This is a genomic window from Pseudomonas sp. P4_B4, from assembly GCF_056402255.1.
The window spans coordinates 395,240-420,568 of sequence record NZ_JBFUHS010000001.1 but is presented as its reverse complement, the minus strand read 5'-3'; the positions used below and the strand labels follow the sequence as shown (position 1 = coordinate 420,568).

Sequence of the window (25,329 nt, the reverse complement as noted above, 5' to 3'; positions counted from 1 at the left end):
ACAAGGTAGCGGCCGAATCTTAATTGAAACTGAATAAAACGCTCTAGGACGCGTGTTCCAGGTCACAAAAAACGTGACCAGCCTAAGGCGTGAGCGCGCTCTTCAGTACTCAACCATAGGTCAATTGTCCTCAAATCAACGACATTTGGCGACCCGGCGGACAAAAGGCATCGCAGTCCAGGTCAAAGCCTTCCCGTCGATTGAGTCCCAACCGTTTGATCGCTTTGGCAAAGCGCTGCGCCAGCAGGTCGGCGAAGGGGCCTTCGCCGCGCATTCGAGCGCCAAAGCGACTGTCGTAGAGTTCACCGACACGGCTCTGGCGAATCAGGCTCAGCACATGCGCCGCCCGTTGCGGATAGTGGGTGCCCAGCCATTCTTCGAACAGCGGCGCCACTTCCAGCGGCAGGCGCAGCATCATGTAAGCGGCGCTTTGTGCCCCGGCGCCGTGAGCCTCGGCGAGCAGACTTTCGAGTTCGCTGTCGTTGATCATCGGAATCATCGGTGAACACAGCACGCCCACCGGAATGCCCGCCTCGCGCATCACCCGGATGGCCCGCAGCCGTGCCTTGGGCACTGCCGCGCGGGGTTCAAGGATGCGCTTGAGCTCGTCGTCGAGGGTAGTCAGGCTGATCATCACCGCCACCAGTCTTTGGCTGGCAAGCTCGGTCAGCAAGTCCAGGTCGCGAAGAATCAGCGAGCCCTTGGTGACGATGGTCACGGGGTGTCGGTAACGCAGGAGCACTTCGAGGGTTTGCCGGGTGATCTTGTATTCACGCTCAATCGGCTGATAGGGGTCGGTGTTGGAGCCGAGGTTGATCGGCGCACATTGATAGCCACGTTTGGACAGCTGCTCCTCCAGCACATCCACGGCGTTGGTCTTGGCGATCAGTTTTGTCTCGAAATCCAGCCCCGGTGACATATCCCAATAGGCGTGACTGGGGCGCGCATAGCAATAAATGCAACCGTGCTCGCAGCCGCGGTAGGGATTGATCGAGCGGTCGAAGGGCAAGTCCGGTGAAGTGTTACGGGTAATGATGGTCTTTGCCCTTTCGATGCTCACCTCGGTGCCTTGGGTGAGCGGCACTTCCTGATACCAGCCGTCGTCTTCGGCCACCGACTGGCTGGGTGCAAAGCGGTTGTGCGGATTGGTCGCGGTGCCGCGGCCACGGGGAGGCAATGGCGTGTGCATGGGAGGCCCCTGTTGACTGTATGCACATACAGTATCTCGACAGCGCTCTATCGACCAGTGCCGTTCGGCACTTTCCCGTTAATCTGTATTGTTAAGTCCTGGCTTGCAACTAAGAGACACATATAAAACCTGGCTGTTTTTGGAAGACTGCCGGTACTATTTTTATCGCTGCACATATAATCATGGATATTTTCAAAAAGGATTTAATTATGTCGTTTTTTAATCTTCGCGGTATCTTTCTTCAGAAACTCGGTCCCACGATAGTCGATCCAGATGAAGTGCTTGTATCGATGCAGTTCGCACTTAAAGAAGAACGTAGGGATGATGCCAGCGGCGTTATAACTACTGCATTGCTCGATACCACCACATACATTGCGTCCTCGAGCGATGGCGGCAAGACTTTTAGCCTCGGCAATGTCAACAAGGATATTGATGGTGACGGCGATACCGATGCAGATGACAAGGCAAAACTTCTGGCCTTGGCTAAAGCCTATGCCAGTATCACCAACCCGTGAGCCCTGACTTGCGAATCTCTGGATTCTGATTGTCAACACTTCATTGCCGCATGCATGCGAGCAACCGCATGCATGCGGCAACCACGAGGATAAAAATGTCTACGCTGATAAAAACCGGTGTTTATCTACAACAAATAGAAACTTCTGAAGACAAACAGGTCATTGTCAAATTAATAAGGGCGGACGAACACCCTAACAAAACTATTGAGCAGTTCGCTGATGCTCTCGCGACTGCTCCATCCGCGACACTCTATATAAAAGACGATGGCAAGACTTCAAAGCTCGATTTTGATCCATGGTCCGATATCAATGTCATTCCAGACAATAGTATCGATGAAAAGGACATTGCCGCCCTTACACAACTTGCACTCGCTTTTTATCATCAACAAATAATTGCCCCTGAGGGTATAGCGTACCTTTATCGTCTTCCCGCTGAACCACCCAAACTTCGAGTAGATGTTGAGGTATTCGACATTGATGAGGTGGATCACCAACTGTATAGCCTCGGTGTGTACGAGACCAAATCTGCGGATTCCGGCTCGCCTTTTGAAGGTAGTGAGCGCAACCCTGAAACTGGACAGGTGTTTGACTATGGGACCGCACTGAACGAGTTGCTCAAAGCATTCATCAAACTGAAACTGTAACCTGAGCGCGGACTTCACGATTCTTTGACGGTCCGCTCACAGGCCTTTGACTGTGCATGACTGATCCTTGCCACCATCTTCCCGTCCCTGAACGGTCGCTCAAGCATGCCTTTACCACGTTTTTTATCTGCAATATGCCTGTCGCTGGTCGCACTCGTTAACCTGACATCGGCACTTGCTGACGACAGTGTGATGCAGCGTCCGGCAGACTGGGCCCAACCGGTCGAGAAGCAATACAACCTCTTTCAAATGTCGCCAACCCTCTATCGCAGCGCCTTGCCGGACAAAGGGGCAGTGCCGCTGCTGGAGAAACTCAAGGTCGGGACGGTAATCAACTTCCTGCCTGAAGCGGACTCCAGTTGGTTGTCCACGCCACGCATCACGCAAGTACAACTGCCTTATCGCACCAACCATGTGGATGACGCCGATGTGCTCAAGGCCTTGCGTGCCATCAAGGCTGCCGAAGCCAAAGGCCCGGTGTTGATGCATTGCAAACACGGTTCCGACCGTACCGGCCTGATGGCGGCCATGTACCGGGTTGTCATCCAGGGCTGGACCAAGGAAGAGGCCCTGAACGAAATGACCCAGGGCGGCTTTGGTGACAGCACCCACTTCAAGGACGGCATCCGCTACATGATGCAGGCCGACGTGGAAAAACTGCGCACGGCTCTGGCCAACGGCGATTGCAGCACCAGCCCGTTCGCCGCGTGCTCGATGAAGAGCTGGTTCAAGTCCGCTCATATCGAATAAGAAAAGCCCCCGTTGCATGGCGCAACGGGGGCTTTTTTTCACTCAGTGCTGTTCGTCCGGCTTTTTCTTCAGTTTCGGGTTCGGGAAGAACTGAACCGCCTGAACCTTGGTGTCGGCTGGTTTGAGTGCGCTGGTATTAACCCGCGTACCCAACTCTTTGGGCACCGACAGCCCTTGCTCATTGAGTGTGTCGGAGTAACCGCAGGCCACGCACTCTCGGTGCGGGACCTGATCTTCGTTCCACATCATCAATTTGTCCGGCTCGCTGCATGCCGGGCAGACCGCCCCGGCGATAAAGCGTTTTTTCGTAATCACAGGTCCCTCACTCATGCTGCCGCGTCCTCACTCAGGCCGCTATGGCGCAAGAGTGCGTCAATTGATGGCTCACGACCACGGAAGTCGACGAACAGCACCATCGGCTCCTGGGAGCCGCCACGGGCCAGGATTGCTTCGCGGAACGCACGACCGGTGTCGGCGTTGAGCACGCCTTCTTCTTCGAACTTCGAAAACGCATCGGCGGACAGTACTTCAGCCCATTTGTAGCTGTAGTAACCCGCGGCGTAACCACCAGCGAAGATGTGCGCAAAGCTGTTGGGAAAACGGTTGTAGGCCGGTGGACGCATCACCGAAACCTCGTCGCGCACGCCTTCGAGCACTTGCAGCACGCTGCGGCCGTCGCCGTGGGTGGCATGCAGTTCGAAGTCGAACAGCGAGAACTCCAGTTGGCGGACCATCATCAGGCCGGACTGGAAGTTTTTTGCCGCAAGCATTTTCTGCAGCAGGTCCTGCGGCAGCGGTTCGCCGGATTCATAGTGACCGGAAATCAGCGCCAGGCCTTCCGGCTCCCAGCACCAGTTTTCCATGAACTGGCTCGGCAGCTCGACAGCATCCCAGGCCACGCCGTTGATGCCGGACACGCCAGCATGCTCGACGCGGGTCAGCAGGTGATGCAGGCCGTGACCGAACTCGTGGAACAGGGTGGTGACTTCGTCGTGGGTCAGCAGCGCAGGCTTGCCGCTGTCGGCCGGAGTGAAGTTGCACACCAGGTTGGCCACCGGGCTTTGCAATACGCCGCCAGCGGTGCGACGACGGTCGCGGGCGCCATCCATCCAGGCACCGCCACGCTTGTTGGCGCGGGCGTATAGGTCGAAGAAAAAGCGGCCGACGTGCTGGTCGTTTTCCTTGATTTCAAACAGGCGGACATCCGGGTGCCAGGTGTCGAAGCCTTTGAGCTCGGCAATCTCGATGCCATACAGACGCTGGACGATGGCGAACAGGCCGCCGAGCACCTTGTCGATCGGGAAGTAGGCGCGCAGGGCTTCCTGGGCCACGCTGTAACGCTGCTCACGGAGTTTTTCGCCGTAGAACCCGCTGTCCCAGCTTTGCAGATCCGGGCAACCTTGCTCGGCCGCATAGGCCTTGAGCTGTTCCAGGTCCTGGGCGGCGAACGGCTTGCTGCGCTTGGCCAGGTCGCGCAGGAAGCTCAGCACCTGATCGCTGGACTCAGCCATTTTGGTCGCCAGGCTCAGCTCGGAGAAACTGCTGAAACCCAGCAGCTTGGCCAGCTCCTGACGCAGGTCGAGAATTTGTTCCATGACCGGGCCATTGTCGTTCTGGCCGGCATTCGGCCCCTGGTCCGACGCTCGGGTGCAGTACGCGGCGTAAACTTCTTCACGCAATGCGCGGTCATGGGCGTAGGTCATCACCGCGTAATAGCTCGGGAATTCCAGGGTGATCAGCCAGCCCTCCAGATCCTTGACCTGAGCCGCGGCAGCCATTTGCGCCTTGGCCGAGTCGGTCAGGCCGGCGAGGGCGGCTTCATCGGTGATGTGCTTGGTCCACGCTTGAGTGGCGTCGAGCAACTGGTTGGAGAAACGGCTGCCCAGCTCGGACAGCTTGCTCTGCACTTCGGCGTAACGCTTCTGTTCGGCTTCCGGCAGGTCGATACCCGACAGACGGAAGTCACGCAGGGAGTGTTCCAGGATGGTTTTCTGCGCCACGTCGAAACCGGCGGACTCCGGGCTGTTGGCCAGGGCTTCGAAGGCCTGGAACAGTTCGCGGTTCTGACCCATTTCGGTGGAATAGGCGCTCAAGGCCGGCAGGCACGACTCGTAGGCTTCACGCAGTTCGGCGCTGTTGCACACGGCATTGAGGTGGCTGACCGGGCTCCAGGCGGCGCCCAGGCGGTCATTGAGTTCGTCCATCGCCAGCACCAGGCCAGCCCATGTTGGCTGTTTGACCTGGGTCTTGAGGATCTCGACGATGGCGGCACGGTTGACAGCCAGGATCTGTTCAATGGCCGGTTGTACGTGTTCGGCGCGGATGGCGGAGAACGGCGGCAGGTCATAGGACTGCAAAAGAGGGTTGTTCACGCTCACGGTTGATACCTTGGCTGGAGAAACATGCAGCCATCTTAATTACAATCGACGTTCACCGCAGCTATCAGCAACAGAGAGAAACCCTATCGTGAACCTTCGCAAGTATCAGAACCACACGCCGCTGCTGGGTAAAGGCGCTTTTGTCGACGGCTCGGCGGTGGTGATCGGCGACGTTGAAATTGGCGAAGACAGCTCCATCTGGCCGCTGACAGTGATTCGTGGGGACATGCACCGCATCCGCATCGGCGCGCGCACCAGCGTGCAGGATGGCTGCGTGTTGCACATCACCCACGCCGGGCCGTTCAACCCGGATGGCTTTCCATTGCTGATCGGCGATGACGTGACCATCGCCCACAAGGTCATGCTGCATGGTTGTTCGGTAGGCAGTCGGGTGTTGATCGGCATGGGCAGCATCGTCATGGACGGCGCGGTCGTCGACGATGATGTGATCATCGGTGCCGGCAGCCTGGTGCCGCCGGGCAAGCATCTGCAAAGCGGCTTCCTGTATGTGGGCAGCCCGGTGAAGCAGATCCGCCCGCTGACTGACAAGGAATGCGCCTTTTTCACCTACAGCGCGGCGAACTACGTGAAGCTCAAGGACCTGCATCTGGCCGAAGGCTACGACCAGCTTTGACCCGGCCCCCTTATTCAGGACTCGACATGCATTACCAAACCGTTTTGTTCGACCTCGATGGCACCCTGACCGACCCGCGCGAGGGCATCACCCGCTCGATCCAGTTCGCACTGGGCAAACTGGGTATCGATGAGCCGGACCTGACCAAACTCGAACACTTCATCGGCCCGCCGCTGTTGCAGGCGTTCATGCAGTTCTACGACTTCGATGAAGCCAGGGCCTGGGAGGCGGTGAATTTCTACCGCGAGCGCTTCAAGGTCACCGGCCTCTACGAAAACCGCGTGTTCGATGGTGTCACGCCGCTGCTGGAAACCCTGAGCGGACAAGGGCGGCAGCTGTACATCGCTACCTCGAAACCGTGGGTGTTCGCCCGGGAAATCGCCCGGCATTTCGACTTTGCCAAACACTTCAAGGTGATTTATGGCAGCGAACTGGACGGCACCCGGACCAACAAGGTCGAGCTGATTGCTCACCTGATGGTCGAGGAAAACCTGGACCCGGCCAACACCCTGATGATCGGCGACCGCAAGCACGACCTGATCGGCGCGCGCAGCAATGGCATGGACGCAGCGGCAGTGGGTTACGGGTTCGGCAGCCATGAAGAGTTGAGCGCCGAAGCGCCTGCGTATCACTTTGAAACGCTGGCTGTATTGCATCAGGCGTTTTTGCAGCGCTGATACGGCTTTACCCCTGTGGGAGCGAGCCTGCTCGCGAAGGCGGCCGCACATTCAAATTCAATGTGTCTGACATACCGCTATCGCGAGCAGGCTCGCTCCTACAAGGAGACTGCGTAAGTCTTCAAGGCCTTGGCGGCGGCGCCAGCCTCTGCCCTTGCTCAACCGCCCAGCTCACCACCTGAGCGGTCAACTGATCGCTCGCCTGACCGAACCCGACCACCACCGCCGGAACCTGCACATCGCTGAGTGGCTGGCGCACTTCGAAGCGGCGGCTGGCGAGGATGCGCTGGTCGTAACTGCGCACCAGCAATGCATCCAGACGCACGACCGCGCTGGCATTCGTGCCCTGGTATTCAGTCTGGAACGCCTGCAGGCTGCCGCCCAATTCAAGATCGGTCTGAAAAATGCTGTCATCGGTGCTCAACAACGGCACACGCCCGTCATGCTGGAAACCTTCCAGCAGGCGATTGCGCACCAGCACCGGCGCCGGGTCGCTCCAGCGTGAACCCTTGTAGTGGCTGATCACATCGCCCTGGGGAATCACGGCAATGTTCGGACTGTTCAACGCTTCGCTGGACTGGAGTTTGCTCAGGCGCAGCGACCAGCGCTGCGGTGTGTCATGGCTGGCCGATGCACTCTGGGCCGAAGGCAATCGATAGACCTCGAAGGGCTCGGGCTTGGGCAGGATCGAGCACGAACTGATCAGCGTGAAGCCAGCGAGGAGAGCAATCCGAATCAGCTTCATGGCGTGAATTCCTTGGTCTTTTCACTGCCCAGCAGGTAACCGCTGGGGTTGGCTTCCAGGCGTGTGGTAATGGTGCGCAACGAACTCAGGGTTTCGCGCATCTCGCGCACGGCCGGGCCCAGGCCATTGAGGCCTTGCATGCCGCTGTTGAGCGAATCCTGATTGGCGGTGATCAGTTTGTTGAGGGTGGCGCTGCTCTCCTGCAGCGACTTCATCGCCTGCTCGGCGCTGCCCAGCGCCTCCTTGCCATGATCATTGAGCAGCCCGTTGGCATTGCGCATCAGCGCCGTGGTCTGCTCCAGCATGGTGTTGGCCTGCTTGCCCACCGACGCCAGTTGTTGCATGGCCTGGCGAATATCGCCGCGCTGCTCGGCAATGGTCCCGGTGGTTTGCTCCAGGTGCTCCAGGGTGTTGCTGATGCGCTCGATGTTTTCCGTGGAGAACATCAGGTTGGCGTTATGCATCAGCGTGGTCACCCCGGCCATCAGGTCCTCGCTGTCATTGAGCAGGCGGGCGATGGGCGAGGGCAAGGCGATAATGGTCGGCAGGTTGCCGTCCTTGCCCTTGAGCGTCGGGCTCTGTGGCGTGCCACCGCTGAGCTGGATGATCGAAGTCCCGGTGACGCCGGTCAGGGCCAACTTGGCATTGGTGTCTTCCTTGACCGGGGTATCGCCGGCCAGTCGAATTCGCGCCAGCACCCGGCGCGGGTCTTTCGGGTCCAGGCGCAGCGAGATCACGTCGCCGACCTTGATCCCGCTGTACTGCACCGAGCTGCCCTTGGACAAACCGCTGACCGCCTCGTTGAACACGACTTCGTAGTCCTTGAACTCGGTATCGACACTGGACTTGGCCAGCCACAGGCCGAACAACAGCGCGGCCGTCACCACAATCACCGTGAACAGGCCGATCAATACATGATGGGCTCGGGTTTCCATGTCAGACCTCGTTGAGCTGTTGGGCGGCCGTCAATGCCGCGCGGCCGCGAGGGCCATGGAAGTATTCGTGAATCCACGCATCGTCGGTTTCCGAGACCTTGTCGATGGCGTCCGCCACCAGCACTTTTTTCTGCGCCAGCACCGCCACCCGGTCAGTGATGGTGTAGAGCGTGTCGAGGTCGTGGGTCACCAGAAAGACACTCAGGCCCAGGGCATCGCGCAGGGTCAGGATCAATTGGTCGAACGCCGCGGCACCGATCGGGTCGAGACCAGCGGTGGGCTCGTCGAGAAACAGGATGTCCGGGTCCAGTGCCAATGCCCGGGCCAGCGCGGCACGCTTGATCATGCCGCCGGACAGCGACGAGGGGTATTTCTCCGCCGCCGACAGCGGCAACCCGGCCAAGGCCATTTTCACCGCCGCCAGGTGCTCGGCATCGTTGCGGCTCAAGCCGGCGTGTTCGATCAGCGGCAGGGCGACGTTCTCGGTCACGGTCAGCGAAGAGAACAGCGCGCCTTTCTGGAACAGCACGCCGAATCGCCGCTCCACCAGCGAACGCTCGTGTTCGGACAAGGTCGGCAGGTTTTTCCCGAAGACTTTCACCACGCCTTCGCTGGGCTGGCGCAATCCGACAATGCTGCGCAGCAGCACCGACTTGCCGCTGCCGGAGCCGCCGACCACGGCGAGGATCTCGCCTTTGTACAAGTCCAGGTCGAGGTTCTCGTGCACGCTCTGGCGGCCAAAGCGGTTGCACAGCCCACGGACTTCAATCACCGCCTCGGAGGGCGCTCGGGGGACACGACTCACCAACCCATCTCCATGAAAAACATCGCGGCGATCGCATCCATCACGATCACCACGAAAATCGACTGCACCACACTCGACGTGGTGTGCGCGCCCACAGACTCAGCGCTACCACTGACCTTGAAGCCTTCGAGGCAACCGATGGCGGCGATGAGGAAGGCGAACACCGGCGCTTTGACGATCCCCACCAGAAAGTGCTGAACGCCGATGTCCGTTTGCAGCAGCGACAGGAACATCGCCGGCGAGATATCCAGCGCCACCGCGCAGACCACGGCACCGCCGATAATCCCCGACAGCATCGCCAGGAAGGTCAGCATTGGCAGGGCGATCAGCAACGCCAGGACCCGCGGCACCACCAGCAACTCCACGGGATCGAGGCCCAAGGTGCGGATGGCGTCGATTTCCTCGTTGGCCTTCATCGAACCGATTTGCGCCGTGAACGCACTGGCAGTGCGCCCGGCCATCAGGATCGCGGTCAGCAACACACCGAATTCGCGCAAAAAGGCAAACCCCACCAGGTCCACGGTGAAGACGGTGGCACCGAAAGTGGCCAACACCGTCGACCCGAGAAACGCCACCACGGCACCCACCAAAAAAGTCAGCAACGCAACGATGGGGGCGGCGTCGAGACCAGTCTGTTCGATGTGGGCGATCATCGGCGTGACGCGCCAGCGCTTGGGACGGAACAGGCCGCGGACAATGGTTTCGATGATCAGCCCGACGAAACCCAGCAATTGCAGGGTGTCCTGCCAGACGGTGTCCACCGCGCGGCCAATGCGGGTCAGCAACTGAATGGAAACGCTGACTTCCGGTTCCTTGATCGGTACGCAGAAATCGGTCAACGAGCAGTAGACCGTTTGCAGCAACGCGCGATCGGCGGCGCAGAGCGTGCAATCAGGATGTTCGGCGGAGCGACCGAGGCGCTCGGAGCCGAGCAACTCGACCAATAGCGAGGCGCCGGCGGTGTCGAGGGCGCCCAGTCCATTGAGGTCGATGGGGGTGTTGGCGTCGTACTGACCGTGGAGTTTTTCGCTCAACAGCTTGAGGTCAGCGTAATGGGCAAGCGTCCAGTCGCCCGTCACCCGCAACCGCGCAGGGGTAATCGACGTGTCCAATCGGGCGTTGCCGGCCATCGTGCTGCTGATCATAAGCTCCGTGCTTGTTCAGTGATTACGCAACTCTACGTAATAGCACGAACCGGATTACTTTTCTTTGATCGCTGTGCTGTCCGTGACTTTGAACCGCAGCACGCCGATGACCTGGCCATCTTCGGTCAGGACCCGAACCTGCCATTTGCCGGCCGGGTTGCCCGGGAAGTTCTGCTTGTGGGTCCAGGCTCGGTAACCCTCCTTGCGCCCGCCACGAATATCCAGGGGGATGCGGTCGACCTCTTTACCGTTGAACTGCCAGACGTGATAAATCCGTTCGTCCAGGCCACGTGGGGCGTTGATCGCGGTGTACGCGTAGAGCCCGCCATTGCGAATCTGCTCGGCGCTGACTTCGTCGAGGCTGGCGCCAGGCGTGCGGTCCTGCATCTGCGTGCTGATGGCCACATCAGTCATCCATAGCGTCGCCGGTGGCACCCAAGAACGCAGTTCCCAACCAACGACACCGATACCCAGGGTGATGCTCAAAATCGCCAGCGCACTGCGCAGGGTACGAATCGGGAAGATCGACGCCAGGCTCGGGAACGACAACAGCACCGAGATGCCCAGTGCCCATTTGAAACTTTGCGCGGTGGTCAGGTGCATGATCACCGGCAATGCGGTGAGCAGGGCGGCGAACAGGGTCAGGGTGTGCAGGGCCAGAAACGCCCAGCGCCGCGGCGCCAGCCATTTGTAGTAGAGCGGGTCGATGATCGAAATCAGCGCCGCGACACCCAGCAGCCCGGTGAAAACCAACTGGCCGCTGTTCCACGTCGTGGTGATGAAGAAGAACGGCAGGACAAAGAACAGGCTTTCCTGATGGATCATCTGCGTTGCGTAACGAAGCAACGGTTCCGGAATTTCGCGCTTGAAAATGCGCGTGAACAGCTTGGTCAGGCTGTTTTCCAGCATCAGCCAGATCCAGCTGATCAGCATGATGGTGGTGATCCAGCTCGCCAGGCCTTGCTGGCGATCGACCAGAATGAAACTGCCAACCCCGGAGATAAACCCACAGAGCGCAATGACCCCAGGGTAGCGCTTCATCAATTCGAGGATGCGCTGTACGAAAAGGGTCAGGTTTTGCATTCGGCGGTTTCACAGTCGTCGTAGGAAAAAAACCTCGACAGGGTACCGTTGGTGCGGCCTTGTGGCGAGGGTTCGCGGTCAGTTACACCACGCAACCTGTGGGAGCGAGTCTGCTCGCGATGAGGCCAGCACATCCAACATTTTTGTCGACTGACAATCCGCTATCGCGAGCAAGGAGTTTGCTTGCCAAACAGAGTGGTTACTTCCTGCGATGCAAACGCCAGCCCACCAACATCAACACGATCAAACCCGCCCCCCCAACCACCAGCCACATCAACTGGTCATAACTGAACAACGGCTTCTCGATCCGCAAATACCCCGGTTGCAGGAGCAATTCACGCACGACCTTGTTCGCTTCTTCCAGCGTCACTTCTCGCAGCTCCCGGGCCGGGTTGGCAAAGCGGCCATCCTCGTAGTCGCCAATGGCGCTCCAGTAGTAGTCGGCCAATGCGCTGTTGCCTTGCACGGCCCAGGCCTGGCGGGCAATCGCGGCCTGCTTGAGGCGGTTGAAGGTGTCGGCATTGAGGCCGTCCTTGAGCAGTCCGGCCTTCAGGTCCTCGAGTACTTGTTCGGCATCGGCCACGTCGTCGCGTTCAAGGTCGGCGTTGAGGCTCATGAAACCCACGCCGCCGAACACTTCGCGTTCCGCCCACGGGCCGTAGGACAAACCGTGAGCAAGGCGCAGCTGGCGATAGAGCGCCCAATCCAGGTAGTCCTTGAGCAAATCGAAGGTTTGGTCGTGCCCGTCGTCCAGCACCGGCTCCGGCACCAGCCAGTGCAACTTGGCGCCGTTGCCGACCAGACCGTGGGTCAGGGTGCGCTCATGGGCGGCGCTGGCCTGGATTTGCGGCAGCGGCGGATGCTCTCCAGGGGGGATCGCTTCCAGCGCGCCATACGCCCGCTCCAGATAGGCCGGCAGCAACTTGTCGAGGTCGCCGACCACGATCAGAGTCATGTTGTTCGGCGCATACCAGTCCTTGCGCACCTGCTCCAGTTGCTCACGGGTCAGGTCATCGACTTGCGCACGCTCCGGGCACTTGAGGCCCAGCTCCACGGCCAGCTGGTTGCTGGCCGTGTGGCCGAGGTCCTGACGATCGAGCCAGCGTTGCAGGTGCGAGTAGTGGCCGCCGTCTTCACGCTCGACCACTTGCTTGGCCGCGTTGATGGCGTTGTCGTCGAAACGGGTCTGGGTCAGCAGTGCCAGCAGCAGGTCGAGCACCTTGCGCTGGTTTTTCGCCGGGGCTTCGATGACGAAAGTCGTATCGGCATTGCTGGTGAACGCGTTCCACTCACCGCCCAGAGCTTGCATGCGCTCTTCCAGGCCACCTTCGCCGCTGGCGTCGATGCCACTGAACAGCAGGTGCTCCAGCAGATGCGGCAACTCCTTTTCTTCGCATTTGAAATCGTCCAGGCCAACGCCGACCACCAGTCGGATCGCCACATGCCCGCGGTCGGTGCCGGGCTTGAGCAACAACTGCAGACCGTTGCGCAGGGTGTAGCCCTCGACTTGGAAGCGATCCAGGGCGAATGACGGGAATGAACCAAGCAACAGGCAGGCGAACAACAGACAACGCATAACGAGCTTCCGTACGGCAAGCGTAAGTTCAACAGACTTCAGGCAACTGTGGACGTTCAGGGTGAATGTGTGATGTCGCTCAAATCGTCGACCACCAGCGCGCCGGTTTCCGATGTTTCCAGCACCACGTAGGCACTGCTGCAAAACAGCGAGTTCAGACGCTTCATGTCCGCGATCAGCTCCAGGTGCAACGAACTGGTTTCGATACTTTGCACGATTTTACGTTGCAAGCGGCTGACATGAGCATGGGCCAGACGCCGTTCCTGTGCACGGAAACGACGTTTTTCACGCACCAGCTGGCGGGCACTTTCCGGGTCGCCACTGAGAAACACCGACATCCCGAGTCGCAGGTTGGAAATCAACTGAGCATGCAGCCCGGTCAATTCGTCCAGCCCGACTTCGGAAAACGACCGACGCTGCGCGGTTTTCTGCTGCTGAATCTTGCGCAGCATGCGTTCGATCAAGTCGCTGGCGAGTTTCAGGTTGATCGCCAGTTCGATGATTTCCGCCCAGCGCCGGCTGTCCTGATCGCTGAGATCTTCCCGGGGCATTTGCGCCAGATACAACTTGATCGCGCTGTAGAGCGCTTCCACATCGTCGGTCAGGCGGCGGATTTCCTGGGTGACGGCGGTTTGTTTGCCGCGCAACACGTCGAGCATGGCTTCGAGCATGTTGTCGATCAGGTCGCCCATGCGCAGGGTTTCCCGGGCCGCGTTGGCCAGTGCCAAACCGGGCGTGACCAATGCCGTGGGGTCAAGATGCCGGGGCTTGGCCGTACCGTTGGCCTGCTGGCGCTCCGGCAGCACCCAGGCACAAAACCTGGCCATCGGTTCGAGGCTGGGCAGCAGGATCAGGCAGCGCACGGTGTTGTAGAGCAGGTGAAAGCCAATGACCATTTCCTGAGGGCTGAAATCCAGGCCATCGAGCCAGTGCACCAGCGGATCGAGCACCGGAATGATCAATAAAAGACCAATCATTTTGTACAGCAGGCTGCCAAGCGCTACTTGGCGCCCGGCGGCGTTCTGCATGCTGGTGCTGAGGAAGGCGAGTACGCCGCTGCCGATATTGGCGCCGATCACCAGCCCGATGGCCACCGGCAGACTGATCACGTTGGCACCCGCCAGGGTCGCGGTCAGCAGCACAGCAGCCAGGCTGGAATAGGAAATCATCGCGAACAGCGCGCCGACCAGGGCGTCGAGCAGGATGTCGCCGGTGAGCGAGGCGAAAATCACCTTCACCCCTTTGGCGTGGGTAATCGGATGCGCCGCTTCGACAATCAGTTGCAGCGCCAGAATGATCAGCCCCAAGCCAATGGCGACACGACCCATCTGCCCGAGTCGGGTCTGCTTGCGCGACAGAAAGAAAATCACCCCGACAAAAATCAGCAACGGCGACAGCCACGACAGATCGAACGTCAGCACCCGCGCCATCAGCGCCGTACCGACGTCCGCGCCAAGCATTGTGGCCAGCGCCGGGGTCAGCGTCATCAAGCCCTGGCCGACAAAGGAGGTGACCAGCATGGCGGTGGCGTTGCTGCTCTGGACCATCGCTGTCACGGCGATCCCGGAGGCGAAAGCCAGCCAGCGTTTGGACATGTTGTGGCCAATGACATGGCGCAGATTGGTGCCGTAGACCCGCAGGATGCCGGTTCGGACGATGTGCGTGCCCCAGATCAGCAGGGCCACGGCAGAAAGTAAATTGAGCAGGGTGAGCATAATGACCCCCTGTGGTGTAGCGCCCCAAAGGAGCAAGTTGACGGTACCGCGTGACGTTCTACGTTCTGTACTTAAGCTGTAGTTGGCTAACGGTCTTCGCGCCAGCATCGCATAGCCAAAGAAGGGATTGAAACAAAACCGTCATGAAAACAGATTCATGTAACCAGCCAAAACAAAGTGGGAGCGAGCCTGCTCGCGATGAGGCCATCAGATTCAACTTTGATGTTGACTGACAGACCGCCATCGCGAGCAGGCTCGCTCCCACAGGTTTTGCGTATTTAGCGCTTTCGGGTTACTGGCCCGGAATGTCCTTGCGCAGCTTTACCGGATCCTGCTGTTTCTTCTTTTTCGCGATGGCAGTGCGCATCCTGATGTTGATCGCTTCCACTGCCAGAGAGAACGCCATGGCGAAGTAGACGTAGCCCTTCGGCACGTGCACGTCGAAGGATTCGGCAATCAGCACCGTACCGACGATCAACAGGAACGACAGCGCCAGCATCTTCAGCGATGGGTGCTTGTCGATGAACTCACTGATTGTGCCAGATGCCCACATCATCACCAGCACGGCCACGATGATTGCCGCGATCATGACCGGTACGTGGGACACCATGCCGACTGCGGTGATTACCGAGTCCAGGGAGAACACGATGTCGATGATCGCGATCTGGACGATGGTGTAGAGGAAGTTGCCGCCCTTGCCCGAAGGTTCGTCGTTGCTTTCATCTTCACCTTCCAGCGCGTGGTACATCTCTTGCGAGCTTTTCCACAGCAGGAACAGACCACCGAAGAACAGGATCAGGTCGCGTCCGGAAATACCCTGGCCGAATACTACGAACAGGTCGGCGGTCAGGCGCATGACCCAGGTGATCGACAGCAGAAGCAGGATTCGCGTGACCATGGCCAGCGCCAGACCGAAAATCCGGGTGCGCGCCTGCATGTGTTTGGGCATGCGGCTGACCAGGATCGAAATCATGATGATGTTATCGATGCCCAGGACGATTTCCAGGGCGGTCAGGGTGAAGAAGGCAACCCAGATTTCAGGGTTGGTCAGCCATTCCATGTGTATTCCTTTGAGCGATTGTTAAACCACAACGGGCCCGGGCTTCAAACAGCGAAGCCTGGACCCGAAGTGGTGAGTCTTGGGCTTATAGAGTGCTGAACACCGGGAAAGTCCCCAACAGCAGTGCAGCAATCAGTATGCAGATACAAACCAGCACTGCCCACTTGAGAGTGAAGCGCTGGTGGTCACCGAAATCGATGCCGGCCAGGGCCACCAACAGGTAGGTCGATGGAACCAGCGGGCTCAACAGGTGGACGGGCTGACCGACGATCGAGGCACGTGCCATTTCCACCGCGGTTATACCGTAATGGCTAGCGGCCTCGGCAAGAACAGGTAACACGCCGTAATAAAATGCATCGTTCGACATGAAGAAGGTGAACGGCATGCTGACCAGCGCAGTGATCACCGCCATGTACGGGCCGAGGAAATCCGGAATCACCGCCAACAGGCTTTTCGACATGGCGTCGACCATCCCGGTGCCGGTCAGGATACCGGTGAAGATACCGGCCGCAAAGATCAACCCAACTACCGCCAGCACGCTACCGGCGTGAGCCGCGACGCGATCCTTCTGCTGTTGCAGGCAAGGATAGTTGACGATCATGGCGATACTGAACGCCACCATGAACAGCACCGGCAATGGCAGCAGGCCGGCGATCAGGGTGCCCATCAGGCCCAGGGTCAGGGCGCCGTTGAACCAGATCAGGTTCGGACGACGGGCATCCGGGAACTGCGAAACGCTGATTTCGCTGTGGTCGATTTCATCGCCCACCAGGTGCAGTTCACCCAGGCGAGCACGTTCACGCTTGCCGTAGAAGTAGGCGATGACCAGGATCGCCACCACACCGGCCAACATCGCAGGAATCATCGGTACGAAGATGTCGGACGGGTCCACATGCAACGCACTGGCAGCGCGAGCGGTCGGGCCGCCCCATGGGGTCATGTTCATCACGCCACCGGCGAGGATGATCAGGCCGGCCATGATCCGCGGGCTCATGCCGATACGGCTGTAGAGCGGCAGCATGGCGGCTACGCAGATCATATAAGTGGTCGCGCCGTCACCATCGAGGGAAACGACGAGCGCCAGTACGGCGGTACCGACCGAAACTTTCAACGGGTCGCCCTTGACCAGTTTGAGAATCTTGCGCACGGCCGGGTCGAACAGGCCGGAGTCGATCATCAGGGCGAAGTATAAGATAGCGAACATCAGCATCACGCCGGTTGGCGCAAGCTTGGTGATACCTTCGAGCATCATCGGGCCAATCTTCGGCGAAAAACCGCCGAACAGGGCAAAGATGATCGGAATGATGATCAGGGCGATCAGCGCGGACAGGCGCTTGGTCATGATCAGGAACATGAACGTGATGACCATGGCGAAGCCAAGGAAAGTCAGCATGGGAATACTCCAGGCGTAGCGCGGCTAGGGAATGGGCGGATCGGGCGGGATCAGCGCAGAACGGGAAGCACGAGACGTACGGGCGGAGTTGCAGCGAAGCGGCGGGTAGAAGAGGACATCAGAATCACCATTGTTGTTGTTAAATGGGCTGTGCGAGCGATAAAACGCTGGCATTGGCCAACCGGTCTGTTGCCGGTAGTGGGGGCGATCCTAATCGGGGAAGCTTTCAGCCAGCTTTCGCCAATGAAAGCAAGGACCGGATGTGCAACCGATCGTCGGATTGGGTTTCAAGTCCCTGAACACAGGGCGGGAGGTTGAACATGGGCGAACTTCACACCGGCGGCTGCCATTGCGGGCAACTGCGCTATCAATTCAGCGGGCCGCTGCACGATATCGCCCACTGCCATTGTTCGATATGCCGACGGGTCAGCGGCGGCATCGTGACCACCTGGATCACCGTGCCGGCATCGGCCTTTCAATGGCTGGCCGGGACGCCGTCGCGGTACGATTCTTCATCCACCTGCGCGCGATATTTCTGCGGCCACTGTGGGGCGCAACTGGCGCTGATGACGCACCTGAGTCCGGAAAGCATCGACCTGACCATCGCCACCCTCGACCATCCCGAGCAAGCACCGGCCGAGCGGCACATCTGGACCGATAGCCGCTTGCCATGGCTGCACCTGGACGAACACTTGCCCGGCGAGGCCGAAGAAACACTCTGATCAAAAAATAGACAGGTCCAACGGCCGAATAGCGCCCATCCAGATCGCGTGCTCAGTGTGGTCAAGCAAATCGTCTCCGGTATCCGGGTGCAGAAACACCACCAGACCCTTGCGGTTCAGCGCCAGCCACGGCAGCACGTCGCCCAGCACCTGCGGCTCGAACGCCAACTGGCAGCTCCAGTCCGGATGCGGACCGACCGGGCGCTCGTGCACGCGGCCCATTTTCAGTGGAAACAATTGCGCTGCCTGCTCACACAAGGCCCGCGCCTGCCCGATCGTGCTGGCCTCGAAATAAACGTGGGCGTGGTAACCCGTGATCTGCTGCATCTGAACCCCTCTGAAAACTGTTCGAACCCTCGCCGGTTCCTGCGGGTCAAACATCATATAGGCGCTGGAAAACAGGAAGCCCAGCTATGAAAAATGCCGAAACCCCCGTCGTTAAAGTGGTGCTTTATGGTGCCATGAGTAGCCTGGGCAGTGCGCTGATGGCTGAAATGCTGCGGCGCCAGCATGAAGTGATCGCAATTCTCGATGACCTCAATGCGCTGGCACCCCGTCCGGGGCTGCGCACCAAGACTGGCGACCTGTTCGACGCGCAAAGGGTCAAGCAGAGCGTGGCCGGCAGCTCCGTGGTTATCTGTTTACTGGACGCTCCAGGCTTACCGTTCAACAGCGAACACATAGAAAAAACCATCGTACCGGGCCCGGTCGAGCAGGTTCTGGCAGTGGATGCACTAATCGATGGCATGCAGGCAGCAAACATCGCCCGATTGTTTCTGGTGGGTGATTTCGACGTGCTGGACGATCCGGAAGCCGAGGACAGCTTGCAGCGTCACGCCGCCGAGGAAATCCGCGAGGCACTGCAAAGCAGTCCTTTGCACTGGACGCTGGTTAATGAACCGCGCGGTGTACCGGGACTGACCATCGAACATTTTGCCCAAATCGGGGGCAACCTCGAGCCGGGGCTAGCCGAACCGCTCAGACGGCTGGCCCGCACCGCCGTGGGCATTGCCGATGAATTGCACTTGAACCTGCACATCCGAGAGCACGTCAACTTCATCGCAACCGACAGCTAAACCGCAATGGACGGCAGCGTCAGGCCGTTGAGCGATTGCGCACTGCTGGCCTGTTCGGCCATCAACCAATCCACAAACTGCTGGATCAGCGCTCCGCGCCGTTTGCGCTGGGGCAGGACCACGTAATAACCCAGCCTCGACATCACCGTTTCGCCGATCGGTCGGCACAACAACCCTTGCGCCAGCAAGTTATCCACAAGGTGGCGCCAGCCAATGGCCACGCCCTGGCCGCCAATCGCCGCCTGAATCAACAAAGTGTAATTGTCGAAACGCAACTGCCCGGGCGCTGGGGGCGAAGTGATGCCCAGTTCGCGGAATACACCACTCCAGTCGAACCAGTTACTGCTGTGTTCCCCACGCAGGTGCAGCAACGGAAACTCCAGCAATGCCTGGGCCGGCAAGGGCAGCGCACGCTCACTCAACAACTGCGGGCTGCACACCGGAAACACTTCTTCGCTGAACAGCCAATGGCTTTCACCCTGCTTGAAGCGGCCATCGCCGAACAGCACCGCCACATCGATATCGGTACGTAGCATGTTATGGCTGCGTTCACTGGTGACCAGGCTGACATCCACCTGTGGATTGGCCGCGTGAAAGCGGTGCAGACGCGGCATCAACCAATAGGCGGCGAAAGCAAAATCCGTAGCAACCTGCAGTACTTCATGCTGTTGCTGAGCGCTGATTGCACTCAATCCTGCGTCGATGTTCTGCAAACCGAGCTGAACCTGTTCAAAAAGGATCTGCCCGGCCTCGGTCAACTCTATACCGCGATAAATACGGTCGAACAGGCGTGTCGCCAGTTGTTCTTCCAGGCGTTTGATCTGCTGGCTGATGGCCGGTTGCGTGGTGCCCAGCTCAACCGCCGCCGCGGTGAAGCTGCGCTGACGGGCCGCCGCTTCGAAGGCTCGAAGCAGATCCAGTGACAGGTCACCAAGGGCGTCATACATAAGCTGTGCTTATCCTAGTCATTGCCGCGCATGGGCTTTACCGCAAGGTGCGAGGGTTTCATTCTCGAAGCCAGCACTCTCGCATAAACATCCACTATGGAATGCCGCGATCACATGAAGCGCAAGAACATTCTTTTCATCATGGCCGATCAAATGGCCGCGCCAATGTTGCCGTTCTACGGCCCATCGCCCATCAAACTGCCTCATCTCAGCCGCCTCGCCGCACAAGGCGTGGTGTTCGATTCCGCTTATTGCAACAGCCCCCTGTGCGCGCCGTCGCGTTTCACCCTGGTCAGCGGCCAGCTACCAAGCAAGATCGGCGCCTACGACAACGCCGCCGATTTCCCCGCCGATGTACCGACCTACGCCCACTACCTGCGCCGCCTCGGCTACCGCACTGCCCTGTCGGGCAAGATGCATTTCTGCGGGCCAGACCAGCTGCATGGCTACGAAGAACGCCTGACCAGTGACATTTACCCGGCCGACTACGGCTGGGCGGTGAACTGGGATGAACCGGACGTGCGCCCGACCTGGTATCACAACATGTCGTCGGTGCTGCAAGCGGGCCCGTGCGTGCGCACCAATCAGCTGGATTTCGACGAAGAAGTGGTGTTCAAGGCCCAGCAGTACCTGTTCGACCATATCCGCGAGGATGGCGACCAGCCGTTCTGCCTGACCGTTTCCATGACTCACCCACACGATCCGTACACCATTCCCAAGGCTTTCTGGGATTTGTACGACGATGCCGATATCCCGCTGCCTGCAACCCCGGACCCGCTTGCCCTCGATCCGCACTCGCAACGTCTGCTCAAGGTCTACGACCTGTGGGACAAGCCACTGCCTGTGGACAAGATCCGCGATGCCCGACGCGCCTATTTCGGCGCGTGCAGCTATATCGACAGCAACGTCGGCAAACTCCTGCAAACCCTCGAAGATACCGGGCTGATCGATGACACCGTCATCGTGTTCTCCGGCGATCACGGCGACATGCTCGGCGAGCGTGGCCTCTGGTACAAAATGCACTGGTACGAAATGGCCGCACGGGTGCCGCTGCTGATCAGCGCACCGGGGCAATTCGGCGCCGGCCGGGTCAGCGCCAGTGTTTCCACGGCGGACCTGTTGCCGACCTTCGTCGAACTGGCCGGCGGCGCACTGGAACCGGGCTTGCCGCTGGATGGCCGCTCGCTGGTCCCGCACCTGCAAGGGCAGGGCGGTCACGACGAAGTGTTCGGCGAATACATGGCCGAAGGCACCATCAGCCCGTTGATGATGATCCGCCGCGGTGCCCACAAATTCATCTACAGCGAAGACGACCCTTGCCTACTCTTCGACGTACACAATGACCCTCACGAACTCGAAGAACTCAGCCATTCGCCGCAATATCGCCAACTTTTCGACGATTTTCTCGCCGAAGCGCGGGCAAAATGGAATATTCCGGCGATTCACCAGCAGGTGCTCGCCAGCCAGCGACGCCGGCGTTTCGTCGCCGAGGCGCTGACCCTCGGCAAGCTGAAGAGCTGGGATCACCAGCCGCTGGTGGACGCCAGTCAACAGTACATGCGCAACCACATCGACCTCGACGATCTGGAGCGTAAAGCACGTTATCCACAACCCTGCCAAAACCAATAATGTTAAGGGGAAGTCCATGCAAAGGTTATCCACAGTTCTGACGGTCGGGCTCCTGGCTCTGGGCAGTGCATCGGCGTTTGCCGATCAGAGTTGCGAGACCGTGAAAATGGCCGACCCGGGCTGGAGCGACATCGCCGCGACCAATGCCATCACCGGGTTTCTGCTGGACGGCATGGGCTACAAGGCCAAGGTCGACACCCTCGCGGTGCCGATCACCTTTGGCGGGCTCAAGGATGGCCAGGTCGATGTGTTCCTGGGTAATTGGATGCCGGCGCAGCAGGGCTTCTACGACAAGTTCGTCGCCAACGGCGATGTCACGCAACTGGCGAAGAACCTCGACGGCACCGAATTCACCCTCGCCGTTCCGGACTACGTGTGGGACGCGGGTGTGCATAACTTTGCCGACCTGAACAAATACGCCGACAAGTTCGACCGCAAGATCTACGGCATCGGCTCCGGCGCGCCGGCGAACATCTCGCTGCAAGAGATCATCAAGAAAAACGATTTCGACATGGGTCAGTGGAAACTGGTCGAGTCCAGCGAGCAGGCAATGCTGGCGGAAGTGTCCCGTGCGGTGAAAAAACAGAAATTCGTGACCTTCCTCGGCTGGACCCCGCACCCGATGAACGTGCAGCTGAAAATGCACTATCTGAAGGGTGGCGAGAAATACTTCGGCGACACCGGCAGCGTGCATACCCTGACCCGCAAAGGTTATGCACAGGCCTGCCCGAACGTCGGCAAACTGCTGACCAACCTGAGCTTCACCCAGGACATGGAGAACAGCATCATGGCCGAGGTGGTGAACAAGAAAGTCAGCAATGCCGTCGCGGCCAAGGCGTGGATCAAGGCCAACCCGGCGGTGCTGGATAAATGGCTCGATGGGGTGAAGACCGTGGATGGGCAGGATGCGTTGCCAGCGGTCAAAGCCAAACTCTGATGATTACCTGTGGCGAGGGAGCTTGCTCCCGCTCGGCTGCGCAGCAGACGCAATCCGGTTACCTCGATGAGTCAGACATATCGTGATTGCCCTTTTGGGACCGCTACGCGGTCCAGCGGGAGCAAGCTCCCTCGCCACAATGATCGCCTTGTCCTGCTACCCTTGCGCAAAATCCCCAACCGAGAGGCCCCATGGCCCTGCCAAGCCGCCATTCACTCTTCCCCTTCCTCACCTGGCTACCCCGGCAAACCCGCGCCAGTGTCGGTCGTGACCTGATCGTTGGCCTCAGCGGCGCGATTCTCGCGTTGCCGCAATCCATTGCCTATGCACTGATTGCCGGCCTGCCGCCGGAATACGGCCTGTACGCCGCAATCATCCCGGTGCTGATCGCTTGTCTCTGGGGTTCGTCGTGGCATTTGATCTGCGGTCCTACGGCGGCCATCTCCATTGTCCTGTACGCCAGCGTCAGTCCTCTGGCCGTTCCAGCGTCACAGGACTACGTCATGTTGATCCTGTTGCTGACGTTTCTTGCCGGCCTCTTTCAGTGGCTGCTGGGGTTGCTGCGCTTTGGCGCACTGGTGAATTTCGTCTCGCACTCGGTGGTGCTGGGTTTTACCCTGGGCGCGGCCGTGGTGATTGCCATCGGTCAATTGCCTAACCTGCTGGGGCTGGACTTGCCCAGCCAGGCCACCGCTCTGGACAGTTTCATCACGTTGTTGCGCCATCTCGGCGAAATGGACAAACCTTCGCTGGTACTGGGACTGGCGACGGTGGTGGTGGGCGTGATCCTCAAGCTGTGGTTGCCACGCTGGCCGACGCTGTTGATCACTTTGGTGCTGGGTGCATTGCTGGTTTGGCTTTGGCCATCAATGTTCGGGCATGTGCAACTGGTCAGCGCCTTTACCGGCAAACTGCCGCCCTTCAGTCCGTTGCCGCTGGACCTCGATCTGATCCTGCGCCTGCTGCCCAGCGCGGTGGCGGTCGGTATGCTCGGGCTGGTAACCAGCCTGTCGATTGCCCGCTCGATTTCTGCACGTTCGCAGCAATTACTCGACGCGAATCAGGAAGTTCGTGCCCAAGGCCTATCGAACATCGTCGGTGCGTTTTTTTCCGGCTCGCTGTCGGCCGGCTCCTTCACTCGCTCAGCCCTGAGCTATGAAGCAGGGGCCTGTTCGCCACTGGCCGGGGTTTTTTCGGCATTGTGGGTGGCGCTGTTTGCGATCTTCGGCGCGAGCCTGATCGCACACATCCCGATTCCGGCCATGGCCGGGAGCATTCTGTTGATCGCCTGGGGACTGGTGGACCATCGCGGCATTCGCGCGTTGTTGCGGGTCAGCCGCGCTGAGTTCGTGGTCATGGCGCTGACCTGCGTCGCCACGCTACTGCTGGAATTGCAAACGGCGATCTACGCCGGCGTGCTGGCCTCGCTTTTTTTCTACCTCAAGCGCACATCGCAACCACGGGTGCAGCATGTGCGAGATGGCGAGGAAGACATTCTGCGGGTGGGCGGTTCGATCTTTTTCGGCGCCAGCCATTACCTGCAAGTGCGCCTGCAACGCATGAACGGCGCGCGCGTGGTGATCGAGGCGCAGCAGATCAACTTCATCGACTATTCAGGGGTGGAAATGCTGCATCAGGAAGCGCGGCGCCTGCTTCGCCAGGACCGCAGCCTGACATTGCGCCGGGCCCGGCCGCAGGTGGTGGAAGAACTGAGGAAGCTGGAAGGGGCGCAGAAGTGCCCGATCCGGTTCGAAGACTGAACACCTTCTTTGACAGCACCACTCAACCCTGTGGCGAGGGAGCTTGCTCCCGCTCGGGTGCGAAGCGCCCGCAAATTGGTTAACGCATTCTGCCTGATACATGGCATGGCAGGTTTTAGGGCCGCTGCGCAGCCCAGCGGGAGCAAGCTCCCTCGCCACAGAAAATCTGTCTGACCAGAGAAATCTACAGGGCCAACTGCCGACGCAATTCAGCCAGCACCGGCACCGTATCCGGTCGCACACCGCGCCACAGGAAGAACGCTTCCGCCGCTTGCTCGGCCAGCATCCCCAAGCCATCCATCGCCACCGCAGCCCCGTGTTCGCTGGCCCAGCGGCAGAACGAAGTCGGTTCCTTGCTGTACATCATGTCGTAGCACACCGTTTTGCCCGGTTCGATCAGGCTGGACGCAATCGGCGGCACATCGCCGGTCAGGCTCGCCGACGTCGCGTTGATGATCAGGTCCACCGACTCCAGCAACCAGTCATAGCCGCTGGCCGAGACCGGCCCCAGATCGCAGAACAGTTCCGCCAGCAATTCGGCCTTTTCCACCGTGCGGTTGGCGATGATCACCGATGCCGGTTGCTCGGCCAGCAAGGGCTCCAAAGCACCGCGCACCGCGCCGCCGGCACCGAGCAGCAGGATGCGTTTGCCCTTGAGACTGAACCCGGCATTGACCGTCAGGTCGCGCACCAACCCGGCGCCGTCGGTGTTGTCGCCCAGCAGACTGCCATCGGCCAGTTTGCTCAAGGTATTGACCGCGCCCGCCCGTTGCGCCCGCGCCGTCAGGCTGTTCGCCAATCGATAGGCTTCTTCCTTGAAAGGCACCGTCACATTGGCGCCGCGTCCTTCGAGGAAAAACGTCCGGGCGCAGGTGGAAAAGTCGTCGAGTGGCGCCAGCAGCGTGTTGTAGTCCAGCTTTTGCGCAGTCTGCTCGGCGAACAGGCGATGGATCAGCGGCGACTTGCTGTGGCCAATCGGGTTACCGAATACGACATAACGGTCCATCAGTATTC

The 25,329-nt window shown here is 59.6% G+C and carries 25 protein-coding genes; 10 read left to right on the top strand and 15 right to left on the bottom strand.

Annotated elements, in window-relative coordinates:
• Window positions 1–130: 130 nt before the first annotated feature.
• Window positions 131–1,189, bottom strand: a complete 1,059-nt coding sequence (locus AC1DVE_RS01980; RefSeq protein ID WP_223455096.1) for a PA0069 family radical SAM protein — start codon at window positions 1,187–1,189, stop codon at window positions 131–133.
• Between the two features lie 209 nt (window positions 1,190–1,398).
• Here AC1DVE_RS01980 and AC1DVE_RS01975 point away from each other — a divergent pair, with 209 nt between their 5' ends.
• The 3 genes from AC1DVE_RS01975 (at window position 1,399) to AC1DVE_RS01965 (ending at window position 3,098) form a co-directional block, all read left to right on the top strand.
• The gene (locus tag AC1DVE_RS01975) at window positions 1,399–1,704 is read left to right on the top strand and encodes a hypothetical protein (RefSeq protein ID WP_223455493.1); all 306 of its coding nucleotides are present in this window, start codon (window positions 1,399–1,401) and stop codon (window positions 1,702–1,704) included.
• 95 nt (window positions 1,705–1,799) lie between these two features.
• Entirely contained in the window at window positions 1,800–2,348 is a 549-nt protein-coding gene (locus AC1DVE_RS01970; protein ID WP_223455098.1) for a hypothetical protein, read from the top strand.
• Window positions 2,349–2,453: 105 nt separating this feature from the next.
• Complete coding sequence (locus tag AC1DVE_RS01965; RefSeq protein ID WP_223533991.1) at window positions 2,454–3,098, top strand: dual specificity protein phosphatase family protein; 645 nt, start codon at window positions 2,454–2,456, stop codon at window positions 3,096–3,098.
• 42 nt (window positions 3,099–3,140) lie between these two features.
• Here AC1DVE_RS01965 and AC1DVE_RS01960 read toward each other — a convergent pair whose 3' ends face one another.
• On the bottom strand, window positions 3,141–3,428 hold the full coding sequence (locus AC1DVE_RS01960; RefSeq protein WP_008018424.1) for a YheV family putative zinc ribbon protein: 288 nt from the start codon (window positions 3,426–3,428) through the stop codon (window positions 3,141–3,143).
• Complete coding sequence (gene prlC, locus AC1DVE_RS01955) at window positions 3,425–5,476, bottom strand: oligopeptidase A (protein ID WP_477783684.1); 2,052 nt, start codon at window positions 5,474–5,476, stop codon at window positions 3,425–3,427. The genes AC1DVE_RS01960 and prlC overlap by 4 nt, the downstream gene beginning before the upstream one ends.
• An 88-nt stretch (window positions 5,477–5,564) precedes the next feature.
• Between prlC and AC1DVE_RS01950 the strand changes: the two genes are divergently transcribed.
• Window positions 5,565–6,110 (top strand): gamma carbonic anhydrase family protein, encoded by a 546-nt coding sequence (locus AC1DVE_RS01950; RefSeq protein WP_223455103.1) that lies wholly within the window; start codon window positions 5,565–5,567, stop codon window positions 6,108–6,110.
• Between the two features lie 26 nt (window positions 6,111–6,136).
• A complete protein-coding gene (locus AC1DVE_RS01945) occupies window positions 6,137–6,787 on the top strand; it encodes an HAD family hydrolase (RefSeq protein ID WP_223455105.1) in 651 nt (216 codons plus the stop codon).
• A 121-nt stretch (window positions 6,788–6,908) separates the two neighbouring features.
• Here the strand turns inward: AC1DVE_RS01945 and AC1DVE_RS01940 are convergent, their stop codons facing one another.
• From AC1DVE_RS01940 to AC1DVE_RS01900, 9 genes are all read right to left on the bottom strand, one after another.
• Entirely contained in the window at window positions 6,909–7,532 is a 624-nt protein-coding gene (locus AC1DVE_RS01940) for an ABC-type transport auxiliary lipoprotein family protein (protein WP_223455107.1), read from the bottom strand.
• Entirely contained in the window at window positions 7,529–8,467 is a 939-nt protein-coding gene (locus AC1DVE_RS01935; protein ID WP_223455109.1) for an MlaD family protein, read from the bottom strand. Before AC1DVE_RS01935 ends, AC1DVE_RS01940 begins: the two co-directional genes overlap by 4 nt.
• A gap of 1 nt (window position 8,468) precedes the next feature.
• On the bottom strand, window positions 8,469–9,272 hold the full coding sequence (locus AC1DVE_RS01930; RefSeq protein ID WP_477783683.1) for an ABC transporter ATP-binding protein: 804 nt from the start codon (window positions 9,270–9,272) through the stop codon (window positions 8,469–8,471).
• Window positions 9,269–10,417: an ABC transporter permease gene (locus AC1DVE_RS01925; protein ID WP_223455113.1), complete on the bottom strand. Its 1,149-nt coding sequence runs from the start codon at window positions 10,415–10,417 to the stop codon at window positions 9,269–9,271. Before AC1DVE_RS01925 ends, AC1DVE_RS01930 begins: the two co-directional genes overlap by 4 nt.
• A gap of 54 nt (window positions 10,418–10,471) precedes the next feature.
• The gene (locus AC1DVE_RS01920; RefSeq protein ID WP_223455115.1) at window positions 10,472–11,500 is read right to left on the bottom strand and encodes a DUF5924 family protein; all 1,029 of its coding nucleotides are present in this window, start codon (window positions 11,498–11,500) and stop codon (window positions 10,472–10,474) included.
• Between the two features lie 199 nt (window positions 11,501–11,699).
• Window positions 11,700–13,076, bottom strand: coding sequence for a M16 family metallopeptidase (locus AC1DVE_RS01915; protein ID WP_223455117.1), 1,377 nt, complete (start codon window positions 13,074–13,076; stop codon window positions 11,700–11,702).
• 56 nt (window positions 13,077–13,132) lie between these two features.
• The gene (locus AC1DVE_RS01910) at window positions 13,133–14,791 is read right to left on the bottom strand and encodes a Na/Pi cotransporter family protein (protein WP_223455119.1); all 1,659 of its coding nucleotides are present in this window, start codon (window positions 14,789–14,791) and stop codon (window positions 13,133–13,135) included.
• A 292-nt stretch (window positions 14,792–15,083) separates the two neighbouring features.
• Window positions 15,084–15,851: a TerC family protein gene (locus tag AC1DVE_RS01905; RefSeq protein WP_223455121.1), complete on the bottom strand. Its 768-nt coding sequence runs from the start codon at window positions 15,849–15,851 to the stop codon at window positions 15,084–15,086.
• A gap of 85 nt (window positions 15,852–15,936) precedes the next feature.
• Complete coding sequence (locus tag AC1DVE_RS01900) at window positions 15,937–17,244, bottom strand: CitMHS family transporter (protein ID WP_223455123.1); 1,308 nt, start codon at window positions 17,242–17,244, stop codon at window positions 15,937–15,939.
• Window positions 17,245–17,564: 320 nt separating this feature from the next.
• Here AC1DVE_RS01900 and AC1DVE_RS01895 point away from each other — a divergent pair, with 320 nt between their 5' ends.
• Window positions 17,565–17,966 (top strand): GFA family protein, encoded by a 402-nt coding sequence (locus AC1DVE_RS01895; protein ID WP_223455124.1) that lies wholly within the window; start codon window positions 17,565–17,567, stop codon window positions 17,964–17,966.
• Here AC1DVE_RS01895 and AC1DVE_RS01890 read toward each other — a convergent pair whose 3' ends face one another.
• Entirely contained in the window at window positions 17,967–18,293 is a 327-nt protein-coding gene (locus AC1DVE_RS01890) for a DOPA 4,5-dioxygenase family protein (protein WP_223455126.1), read from the bottom strand.
• Window positions 18,294–18,379: 86 nt separating this feature from the next.
• Between AC1DVE_RS01890 and AC1DVE_RS01885 the strand changes: the two genes are divergently transcribed.
• Complete coding sequence (locus AC1DVE_RS01885) at window positions 18,380–19,042, top strand: NAD(P)-dependent oxidoreductase (RefSeq protein ID WP_223455128.1); 663 nt, start codon at window positions 18,380–18,382, stop codon at window positions 19,040–19,042.
• On the opposite strand, the gene AC1DVE_RS01880 is transcribed toward AC1DVE_RS01885, so the two are convergent.
• Window positions 19,039–19,989: a choline sulfate utilization transcriptional regulator gene (locus AC1DVE_RS01880; protein ID WP_223455129.1), complete on the bottom strand. Its 951-nt coding sequence runs from the start codon at window positions 19,987–19,989 to the stop codon at window positions 19,039–19,041. The genes AC1DVE_RS01885 and AC1DVE_RS01880 overlap by 4 nt on opposite strands.
• A 114-nt stretch (window positions 19,990–20,103) precedes the next feature.
• On the opposite strand from AC1DVE_RS01880, the gene betC reads away from it, so the two are divergent.
• The 3 genes from betC to AC1DVE_RS01865 all read left to right on the top strand — a co-directional run bounded on the left by betC (window position 20,104) and on the right by AC1DVE_RS01865 (window position 24,315).
• The gene (betC, locus tag AC1DVE_RS01875; RefSeq protein ID WP_223533989.1) at window positions 20,104–21,618 is read left to right on the top strand and encodes a choline-sulfatase; all 1,515 of its coding nucleotides are present in this window, start codon (window positions 20,104–20,106) and stop codon (window positions 21,616–21,618) included.
• A gap of 16 nt (window positions 21,619–21,634) precedes the next feature.
• Window positions 21,635–22,555: a choline ABC transporter substrate-binding protein gene (choX, locus tag AC1DVE_RS01870; protein WP_477783682.1), complete on the top strand. Its 921-nt coding sequence runs from the start codon at window positions 21,635–21,637 to the stop codon at window positions 22,553–22,555.
• Window positions 22,556–22,746: 191 nt separating this feature from the next.
• A complete protein-coding gene (locus AC1DVE_RS01865; RefSeq protein ID WP_223455135.1) occupies window positions 22,747–24,315 on the top strand; it encodes a SulP family inorganic anion transporter in 1,569 nt (522 codons plus the stop codon).
• A gap of 184 nt (window positions 24,316–24,499) precedes the next feature.
• Here the strand turns inward: AC1DVE_RS01865 and aroE are convergent, their stop codons facing one another.
• Complete coding sequence (aroE, locus tag AC1DVE_RS01860) at window positions 24,500–25,321, bottom strand: shikimate dehydrogenase (RefSeq protein ID WP_223455137.1); 822 nt, start codon at window positions 25,319–25,321, stop codon at window positions 24,500–24,502.
• Window positions 25,322–25,329 lie beyond the last annotated feature (8 nt).